General features: G+C 71.3%; 8 protein-coding genes. 5 read left to right on the top strand and 3 right to left on the bottom strand.

Annotated elements, in window-relative coordinates; genetic code table 11:
• Positions 1–26: 26 nt before the first annotated feature.
• The 5 genes from P3T34_RS20970 (at position 27) to P3T34_RS20990 (ending at position 3,589) form a co-directional block, all read left to right on the top strand.
• The gene (locus P3T34_RS20970; RefSeq protein ID WP_280672263.1) at positions 27–752 is read left to right on the top strand and encodes a DUF881 domain-containing protein; all 726 of its coding nucleotides are present in this window, start codon (positions 27–29) and stop codon (positions 750–752) included.
• A 113-nt stretch (positions 753–865) separates the two neighbouring features.
• Positions 866–1,033 carry a hypothetical protein gene (locus P3T34_RS20975; RefSeq protein WP_280667568.1) on the top strand — a complete coding sequence of 56 codons (168 nt, stop codon included), beginning with the start codon at positions 866–868 and terminating at the stop codon, positions 1,031–1,033.
• Between the two features lie 62 nt (positions 1,034–1,095).
• The gene (locus tag P3T34_RS20980; protein ID WP_280667569.1) at positions 1,096–1,758 is read left to right on the top strand and encodes an aminodeoxychorismate/anthranilate synthase component II; all 663 of its coding nucleotides are present in this window, start codon (positions 1,096–1,098) and stop codon (positions 1,756–1,758) included.
• 4 nt (positions 1,759–1,762) lie between these two features.
• Positions 1,763–2,791 (top strand): class E sortase, encoded by a 1,029-nt coding sequence (locus P3T34_RS20985; RefSeq protein ID WP_280667570.1) that lies wholly within the window; start codon positions 1,763–1,765, stop codon positions 2,789–2,791.
• Positions 2,792–2,866: 75 nt separating this feature from the next.
• Complete coding sequence (locus P3T34_RS20990) at positions 2,867–3,589, top strand: class E sortase (RefSeq protein ID WP_280667571.1); 723 nt, start codon at positions 2,867–2,869, stop codon at positions 3,587–3,589.
• Positions 3,590–3,720: 131 nt separating this feature from the next.
• Here P3T34_RS20990 and pknB read toward each other — a convergent pair whose 3' ends face one another.
• From pknB to P3T34_RS21005, 3 genes are all read right to left on the bottom strand, one after another.
• Positions 3,721–5,838: a Stk1 family PASTA domain-containing Ser/Thr kinase gene (pknB, locus tag P3T34_RS20995; protein ID WP_280667572.1), complete on the bottom strand. Its 2,118-nt coding sequence runs from the start codon at positions 5,836–5,838 to the stop codon at positions 3,721–3,723.
• Positions 5,839–6,124: 286 nt separating this feature from the next.
• Complete coding sequence (locus P3T34_RS21000; RefSeq protein WP_280667573.1) at positions 6,125–7,579, bottom strand: penicillin-binding protein 2; 1,455 nt, start codon at positions 7,577–7,579, stop codon at positions 6,125–6,127.
• Between the two features lie 65 nt (positions 7,580–7,644).
• Entirely contained in the window at positions 7,645–9,048 is a 1,404-nt protein-coding gene (locus P3T34_RS21005) for an FtsW/RodA/SpoVE family cell cycle protein (protein ID WP_280667574.1), read from the bottom strand.
• Positions 9,049–9,082: the final 34 nt, after the last annotated feature.

Here is a 9,082-nt window from a genome sequence, read left to right on the forward strand (position 1 = left end):
ACGTCCCCCGCTCCGGTCGCCGCCGGCTGGTCCGAATTGTCGGGCGTGCCCTGACCTGCGGCGTCTTCGCCCTCGCTGGACTGCTGTTCTACGTCAGCGCGCACGCGGCGAACGGGATCGACCTGCGCACCGACAACTCGCTGCTGCAGCTGAGCGATGTCATCCAGCAGCGCAGCGACCAGAACCGGCAGAACCAGTCGGCCCTGACCGATCTCCAGCAGCGGGCGGACCGGTTGGCCGGGCAGCAGGGCCTCAGCCCGGCCGACACCGACCGGCTCGCCGCGCTCCAGCAGCAGGTGGGCCTCTCGGCGCTGCGCGGCCCCGGGCTGACCGTCACCCTCAACGACGCGCCGCCGAACGCCACCGCGCGGATCCCCGGCGTCCCCGACCCGGGCGTCAACGACCTGGTGATCCATCAGCAGGACATCCAGGCCGTGGTCAACGCCCTGTGGCGGGGCGGCGCGGCGGGCGTCCAGGTGATGGACCAGCGGCTGATCGCCACCAGCGCCGTGCGCTGCGTCGGCAACACGCTGCTGCTGCAGGGCCGGGTGTACTCGCCGCCGTACGTGATCCGGGCGGTGGGCCGGACGGCAGACCTGAAGGCGGCGGTGGACGCCGACCCTTCGATCCGCAACTACCTGCAGTACGTGGCGGCTTACGGGCTGGGCTGGAAGCTGCAGGACGGCGCCGACCTGGTGCTGCCGGGCTACACCGGCTCCACCGATCTGCAGGTCGCCACCGCGCAGCCCTAGGCGGCGCGCGCCGGCGTGGTGCGCGCCGGGGGCGCGGGAGATCGGCCGCAGCAGCAGTCCCGCTCAGGTACGAGGTCTACTCTGGTCCCCACGCCCATCACCTAGGGAGCACCATGTACGGCTGGATCTGGCGCCATCTTCCGGGGAACGCCCTGGTTCGGGCCGTCATCTCGCTGCTGTTGGTACTCGGTGTGATCTATCTGCTGTTCCAGTACGTCTTCCCGTGGGCGGAACCGCTGCTCCCCTTCAATGACGTCACAGTCAACGGCGGTGCCGGCTGACCGCCGGCTGCACCCGGCCGATCTGATCCCCCGTACCCCGCACCTCACCGGAGTTAGCGCGAATGACCCCGCCTGTCACCGCCCCGCGGATCCTCGTGGTCGACAACTACGACAGCTTCGTCTTCAACCTGGTCCAGTACCTGTACCAGCTCGGCGCGACCTGTGAGGTGGTCCGCAACGACGCGGTGACGGTCGAGGAGGCGGTGCACCGCGACGGCGACCGCGGCTTCGACGGGGTGCTGCTCTCGCCCGGGCCCGGCGCGCCCGAGGAGGCCGGGGTCTGCATCGAGATGGTGCGCCACTGCGCGCGGACCGGGCTGCCGCTGTTCGGCGTCTGCCTGGGTCTGCAGTCGATCGCGGTGGCCTACGGCGCCGTCGTCGGGCGGGCGCCTGAGCTGCTGCACGGCAAGACCTCGGCGGTCAGCCACGAGGACGGCGGTGTCTTCGCCGGGTTGCCCTCGCCGATGACGGCGACCCGGTACCACTCGCTGGCGGTCGAGCCGGCCACCGTGCCGGCCGAGCTGGTGGTCACCGCGAGCACCGACAGTGGTGTCATCATGGGCCTGCGGCACCGCGAACTACTGGTCGAGGGCGTGCAGTTCCACCCGGAGTCGGTACTCACCGAGGGAGGCCACCGGATGCTGGCGAACTGGTTGGCCGAGTGCGGCTACCCGGAGGCGGTCGGCCGCTCGGCCGGCCTCGCCCCGGTGATCGGCCGGGGCTGAGATCGTGACAGCGGTGCGTCCGGAGGGGCGCCGCGACACGGAGTACGGGCGGCAGCCGTACGGCGCCCCGGAGCCGGACGGCTGGGGCGTGTACGAGACGGCCCAGCTGCCGGTGGTCGAGCCCGAGCGGCTGGACGGCCCGGGATACCAGCAGGGCGCCGAATACCCGTGGTTGGCGGACCAGACGCTGCAGCTGCGGACGATATCCGTGGAGCCGGCCGGCGAGCCCGCGGAGCCCGCCGGCCGTGCGGACCGGCGGCGGGCCCAGGGGCGGATCTCGGTGCGCTCCGGCAACGGCCGCAGGCGGGCCACCGGGAGCCGTTCGGCGGTGCCCCGACCCAAGGAGTCCAAGGGGGTCATCGCGGCCCGGCTGGTCGGCGAACTGTGCATCACGCTCGGCCTGGTGATGCTGCTCTTCGTCTCGTACCAGCTGTGGTGGACCAATGTGCAGGCGGACGCCTCCGCCAACAGCGCGCGCAACCAGCTGGAGCAGCAGTGGGGCGGGGCGGCCACCCCGGCGCCCGGGCAGCCCGCCCCGAAGGACCCGGGCGTGTTCGCCCCGGGCCAGGGCTTCGCGATCCTCTACGTGCCCAAGCTGGGCCTCAAGTACCCGATCGCCGAGGGGACGGACACCGAGAAGGTGCTCAACCACGGCCTGGTGGGCCACTACACGGGTACGGCGATGCCGTCCGACCCCAGCGGCAACTTCGCCGTCGCCGCCCACCGGACCACCCATGGGCAGCCGTTCCGCCGTATCGGTGAACTCGTGCCGGGGGACCTGATCGTGGTGGAGACCGCCACGTCCTACTACACCTACCAGGTGGCGGGCGGTATCCCGGAGACCTCCCCGACCAATGTGACGGTGCTGCAGCCGATTCCCAAGGGCTCGCCGTTCACCCAGGCGGGTCGCTATCTCACGATGACCACCTGTACACCCGAGTTCAGTGCACGGGGAAGGCTTATCGTCTTCAGCAAGATGGTCGATGAACGACCGAGGAGCCAAGGCCAGCCTCCGGCGCTGACGACCTCTTAGGGCCTCGCGAGAGCGCGCCCGCCCGGGTCCCGGCGGGCGCGGGGCGGCCGCAGCCACAGCGCGAGGCGGGACCACGTGAGGCAGCAGCGGACAGCAGCCAGGCGCAGACGCGGTCGGGGGGCGGCCGCCCTCGGCGCCGTCGGCGAGCTGATGATCACCGCGGGGCTGGTGCTGGCGCTCTTCGTCGGCTACTCGCTCTGGTGGACGGACCTGGTCGCCGACGGGCGCTCCGGGCAGGCCGGTGACCGGCTGCGGCAGACCTGGACGGCGCCCGCGGCGACGGGGGCGCCGGTCCCGCAGTACCAGGCGGGGGACGGCGTGGGGTTCCTGCACGTGCCGGCGATGGGCAAGGACTTCCAGGTGCTGATCCGGATGGGGACCAGCCCGGAGGTGCTCAACGAGGGCGTGGCGGGGGTCTACCAGGAGCCCTACCGCTCGGCGCTGCCGTGGGACGCGAGCGGCAACTTCGCGCTCGCCGCGCACCGGGACGGCCACGGCGCCAAGTTCCACGACCTGGACGCCGTCGGCAAGGGCGCGGCGGTGGTGGTGGAGACCCGGGACCGCTGGTACGTCTACCGGGTGGACGCCACGCTGGAGCAGACGTCCAAGTACGACACGGGCATCATCGCGCCCGTCCCGGAGGGCTCCGGCTACCGCGGACCCGGGCACTACATCACGCTGACCACCTGCACGCCGGAGTACACCTCGCGCTACCGGATGGCGGTCTGGGGCAGCCTGGTCCGGGTCGACCCGGTGGACGCCCGGCGGACCCCGCCGCCGGAGCTGCGCACGGGCTGAGCCGCCCCCGCTCGATGCGCGCACACCGACGCGCGCCGGGCAGTTGCGTCTGCGCTGAGGCGGCGAAAAGCCCGTGGGGGCCGCAACTCTGCGGCCCCCACGGGCTTCTGGCCAAGGCTCAGCGGGGGTGCCTAGTTGCCCCCGGTCCCGCCGACGGGCGGCCCGCCGAAGGTGCCGCCGATGGGCCCTTTGGAGCCCCCACCGGCCGCCACGGTGGTGAGCACGATGTTGCTGTTGGGGTTCACCAGCTGGTTCGGACCGGGGCTGGTCGTCACCACGACCGCGTTGCTGTCGCTGGGGCCGCTGTAGGTGAAGGTGAGGCCGGCGCTGAGCAGCGCGGCGGTGGCGTCCTTCACCGACTTGCCGGTGACGTCGGGGACCTGGACCTTCGCCGCGGCGGTGTAGATGGTCAGGGTGATGGTGGCGCCGGGCTTGGCCTTGCCGTTGGCGCCGGGGCTCTGCGAGGCGACCGTGCCGACGACCTTGGTCGGGTCGGTGGAGGGGGTGGTCTTGGAGGAGTCCACCGTGAAGCCGGCACCCTGCAGGGCCTGGGTCGCCACATCGGTGGTCTGGCCGACCACCGAGGGGACCGTGACCGTGCCCGGTCCCTGCGAGATGGTCAGGGTGACCGTGGCGCCCGCCGCGGCCTGGGTGCCGGCCGCCGGGCTCTCGGAGATCACCGAGTCCTGCGGGACGGTGGGGTCGTTGGCGTACACCGGCGTGCCGAGTACGAAGCCGGCGGTGGTCAGGGTCTGGTTGGCGGTGTCCTTGGGCTTGCCGGTCACGTCCGGCACCGCCGTCTGGGCCGGGCCGGTGGAGAGCTGGACGGTGATCGTCGAGTTGCCGGCGACCTTGACCCCGGCGGCCGGGTCCTGCTTGCAGACCATGCCGCTGGGCTGGTCGGGGCAGGAGATCGGGGCGCCCTGGGCGACCTGCAGGCCGGAGCTCGCGGCCGTCGCGGCGCTCTGCGCGTCGGCGAGCGACTTGCCGATCAGCGTCGGCACGCCGACCTGGGTTCCGCTGCCGCTGCCGCCGCTGTGGCCCTTGAACATCGCCGTGGCGACGAAGAACGAGCCCACCAGGACCAGGATCGCCGCGAGGGCGAGGATGATCCACGAGGTGTTGCTCTTCTTCGGCTGCTCGTCGCGGCGGCGCCCGGCGCGGCCCTGGCCGTCGTCGTAGCCGTCGTTGCCGCCGCCGTAGCCGTCGTACTCCTCGTTCGGGTAGCCGCCCTGGCCGTAGCCCTGGGCCTGGCCGCCGACCGGCGGCAGCATGGTGGTCGGCGCGCCGCCCTGCTGCGGAAGGAGGTTGGTCTGGCCGTACGGGTCGTGCTGCTGCGGGTAGCCGTTCTGGTCGTAGCCGTAGCCGCCCATGCCGTACGCGGCGGCCTGCTGGGCGGCGGCGACCGGGAGTCCGTCGAGGAAGCGCTCGATGTCGTCGCGCATCTCGTCGGCGCTCTGGTAGCGGTAGTCGCGGTCCTTGGCGAGCGCCTTGAGCACGATCGCGTCGACCTCGGGGCGTACCTCGGAGTCGTAGGCGGACGGCGGCTGGGCTTCCTCGCGGACGTGCTGGTAGGCGACGGCGACCGGCGAGTCGCCGACGAACGGCGGCCGGACGGTCAGCAGTTCGTACAGCAGGCAGCCGGTGGAGTAGATGTCGGACCTCGCGTCGACCGTCTCGCCCTTGGCCTGCTCGGGCGAGAGGTACTGGGCGGTGCCGATGACGGCCGAGGTCTGGGTCATCGTCATGCCGGCGTCGCCCATGGCGCGCGCGATGCCGAAGTCCATCACCTTGACGTTGCCCTGGCGGGTGAGCATCACGTTGGCGGGCTTGATGTCGCGGTGCACGATGCCGGCGCGGTGCGAGTACTCCAGCGCCTGCAGGATGCCGATGGTCATCTCCAGCGCGCGCTCGGGCAGCAGCCGGCGTCCGGAGTGCAGCAGCTCGCGCAGCGTGGAGCCCTCGACGTACTCCATCACGATGTACGGGATGGAGATGCCGTCGATGTAGTCCTCGCCGGTGTCGTACACGGCGACGATGGCGGGGTGGTTCAGCGAGGCCGCGGACTGTGCCTCGCGGCGGAAGCGGGCCTGGAAGGACGGATCCCGGGCCATGTCGGCCCGGAGCGTCTTCACGGCGACGGAGCGGCCGAGCCTGGTGTCATGGCCGAGGTAGACCTCGGCCATGCCGCCGCGTCCGAGGACGCCGCCGAGCTCGTACCTGCCGCCGAGGCGACGAGGCTCTTCCATAGTTCCGACCCTCTCCCCCACCGGATGGTGAGGATGTGACGTAGGTGTCCCCGCACGCTCTGATGTGACGCTGTGCTCGCCACGGTGGTTCTGTGACGTATGTCCTACAGCACGCCGGGGCAGGCACTCCAGGGCACACTCGCTGCTTGCGGATACGCTACCGGTCGCGTGCGGCACAACTCGACACGCCCGCCAGCTGAGACCAGACCGTATCCGGGCCCAGCCGGAGCCCGGGGGAGGGCCTGGGCGGCGCGCCGACTGTCCGAGGGTACTGCGGTGCGGGCGGTTACTGGCCGATCACGGCCTGCATGACGGACTTGGCGATCGGGGCCGCCAGAGCGCCGCCGCTGATGTCGTTGCGCGCGCCGCCGTCCTCGACCACCACGGCGACCGCGACCGGCGCGCTGTCGCCGACCTTGGCGTAGCTGACGAACCAGGCGAACGGCAGGCCGCTGTTGTCCTGGCCGTGCTGCGCGGTGCCGGTCTTGCCGCCCACCTCGACGCCGCTGATCTGCGCGAGCTTGCCGGTGCCGTTCTGCACGACGGCGACCATCATCTGCTGCAGCTTCTGGGCGGTGGCCGGGCTGATCGCCTGGTCCATCTCCTGCGCGCTGTGCTTGGAGACGGTGGTGCTGTTGGCCGAGCGCTCCTCGTCGACGAGGTAGGGCTGCATCAGCTTGCCGTTGTTGGCGATGGCGGAGGCGACCATCGCCATCTGCAGCGGGGTGGCCGCGGTGTTGTGCTGGCCGATCGCGTCCTGCGCGGTGCCGTCCGGCGAGGAGTTGTTGGGGAAGACGCTCGGCGCGGACTTCATCGGGACGGAGAAGGAGCTGTTGAAGCCGAACTTGTCGGCCTGGGCCAGCAGCTTCTGCTCGCCCAGCTCGGCGCCGATCTTGCCGTAGACGGTGTTGCAGGAGATCGCCAGCGCGTCCACCAGGGTCGCGTTGGTGCAGGGCTCGTCGGGGCTGTCGTTGTTCAGCGGCGTGTTGGTGCCCGGCAGGATGTAGGTCTGCGGGGTGTCGGTCACGTCGGTGATGTTCTGGTACTTGCCGGTCTCGAACGCGGTCGCGGCGGTGACCAGCTTGAAGGTCGAGCCGGGCGGGTACGTCTCGCGCAGCGCCCGGTTGAGCATCGGCTGGTCGGGGTTCTTGGTGAGCGCCTGCCAGGCCTGGCTGTCGGCGTCGCTGGTGCCGGCGAAGGTGCTCGGGTCGTACGACGGGGTGCTGACCAGCGCCAGGATCGCGCCGGTGCGCGGGTCGATGGCGACCGCGGCGCCCTTGTGGTTGCCCAGGCCGTCGAAGGCGGCCTTCTGCGCCTTGGGGTTGATCGTGGTGATCACGTCCCCGCCCTGCTTCTGCTTGCCGGTCAGCATGTCCAGGGTGTTGCGGAAGAAGAGCCGGTCGTCGGTGCCGGAGAGGATCGGGTCCTCCAGCTGCTCCAGCTGGCTGCTGCCGAAGGCCTGCGAGGAGAAGCCGGTGACCGGCGCGTACATCGGGCCGTCGTTCCAGGTGGTCTTGTACTTGTAGCGGTAGCCGTTGACGAAGTCCGAGCTGGTGACGGGCTGGCCGCCGGCGACGATGTTGCCGCGCGGGTAGGCGTACCGGTCGTACTTGACCCGGTCGTTGTACTGGTTGTTCGCGTAGGTGTCGGCCTCGACGCCCTGGATCCAGTTGGTGCGCAGCAGCAGCGCCATGATCAGGAGGAGGCAGAAGACGGAGACCCGTCGAATGGGCTTGTTCAAGGGTCCCCTCCTGTTTCCTGGCGACAGCTGATCGGTGCGGCGGAGCCATTCAACCGCACCTTTCCTTACGCCCGGACCGCCCGGGTCGGTTCCGGCGCCGGACGGCGGGCGCTGTCGCTGATCTTCAGCAGCAGGGCGACCAGGGCCCAGTTGGCCACCACCGAGGAGCCGCCCTGGGCCATGAAGGGCATTGTCATGCCGGTCAGCGGGATCAGCCCGGTCACTCCCCCGGCCACCACGAAGACCTGCAGGGCGAAGGCCGAGCCGAGCCCGACGGCGAGCAGTTTGCCGAACGGGTCGCGGGCGGCCAGTGCGGTGCGCAGGGCGCGCTGCACGACGAGTCCGTACACCACGAAGAGCGCCATCAGGCCGGTCAGGCCGAGTTCCTCGCCGAAGGAGCCGAGGATGAAGTCGCTCTTGGCGGCGAAGCCGATCAGCCAGGACCGGCCCTGGCCCAGGCCCGCGCCGGTGACCCCGCCGGTGCCGAAGGCGAACAGGGCCTGGCCGATCTGCTCGGTGGTGCCGGCGGGCGGGTGCGGGCCGAAGGCGGCCATCGGGTCCAGCCAGGCGTTGATCCGGATCCTGACGTGCTGCTCGGTGGAGCCGACCAGGGCGGCGCCGGCGGTTGCCAGCAGGAGGCCGAAGACGATCCAGCTGGTCCGCTCGGTGGCGACGTAGAGCATCACCACGAAGAGGCCGAAGAAGAGCAGTGAGCTGCCGAGGTCGGTCTCGAAGACCAGGATCAGGATGCTCAGCGCCCAGACCACCAGGATCGGGCCCAGGTCGCGCCCGCGCGGGAGGTAGAGGCCCAGCACCCGGCGGCTGGCCAGCGCCAGGGCGTCCCGGTTGACGGTCAGGTAGCCGGCGAAGAAGACCGCGAGGATGATCTTGGCGAACTCGCCGGGCTGGATCGAGAAGCCGCCCGCGTGGATCCAGATCTTGGCGCCGAAGTCGGATCTGCGGGCCGGTAGGAAGGCCGGGGCGGCGAGCAGCGCGAGGGCGGCGGCCATCGAGACGTAGGTGTAGCGCTGGAGCGCCAGATGGCCCTTCAGCAGGGTGATCACGCCGATGAAGAGGGCCACCCCGAGGGCCGACCAGAGCAGTTGGAAGGGCGCGGCCGGGGCGTTGTGCTGGAGCAGCGGTCCGGCTTTGTCGAGCCGCCAGATCATCACCAGGCCCAGACCGTTGAGCAGGGTCGCCAGCGGCAGCAGCAGGGGGTCCGCGTACGGCGCGAAGCGGCGCATCACCAGGTGGGCGACCAGCGCGAGCGCCCCGATGCCCAGGCCGTACTCCAGCATCCCGGCGGGCAGCCGCCGGTCGACCGCCAGGCCGACGTTGGCGTACGCCAGGGTGGGCAGCAGGACGGCGAAGGCGAGCAGGCCCAGCTCGGTGTTGCGCCGGTTGGGGGCGCCCGGCGAGCCGAGGCCGACGGGGCGTCCGGTCCGGCCGCTGAGCTGGAAGGCGCTCATCCGCCCGCCCCTCCCCCGGCCGTCGGCCGGGGGA

Source organism: Kitasatospora sp. MAP12-44, assembly GCF_029892095.1.
Taxonomy (GTDB): domain Bacteria; phylum Actinomycetota; class Actinomycetes; order Streptomycetales; family Streptomycetaceae; genus Kitasatospora.

Coding starts and splice junctions, on each gene's coding strand:
- P3T34_RS20980 (WP_280667569.1), top strand. CDS start 1,096: ATGACCCCGCCTGTCACCGCCCCGCGGATCCTCGTGGTCGACAACTAC.
- pknB (WP_280667572.1), bottom strand. CDS start 5,838: ATGGAAGAGCCTCGTCGCCTCGGCGGCAGGTACGAGCTCGGCGGCGTC.
- P3T34_RS20975 (WP_280667568.1), top strand. CDS start 866: ATGTACGGCTGGATCTGGCGCCATCTTCCGGGGAACGCCCTGGTTCGG.
- P3T34_RS21005 (WP_280667574.1), bottom strand. CDS start 9,048: ATGAGCGCCTTCCAGCTCAGCGGCCGGACCGGACGCCCCGTCGGCCTC.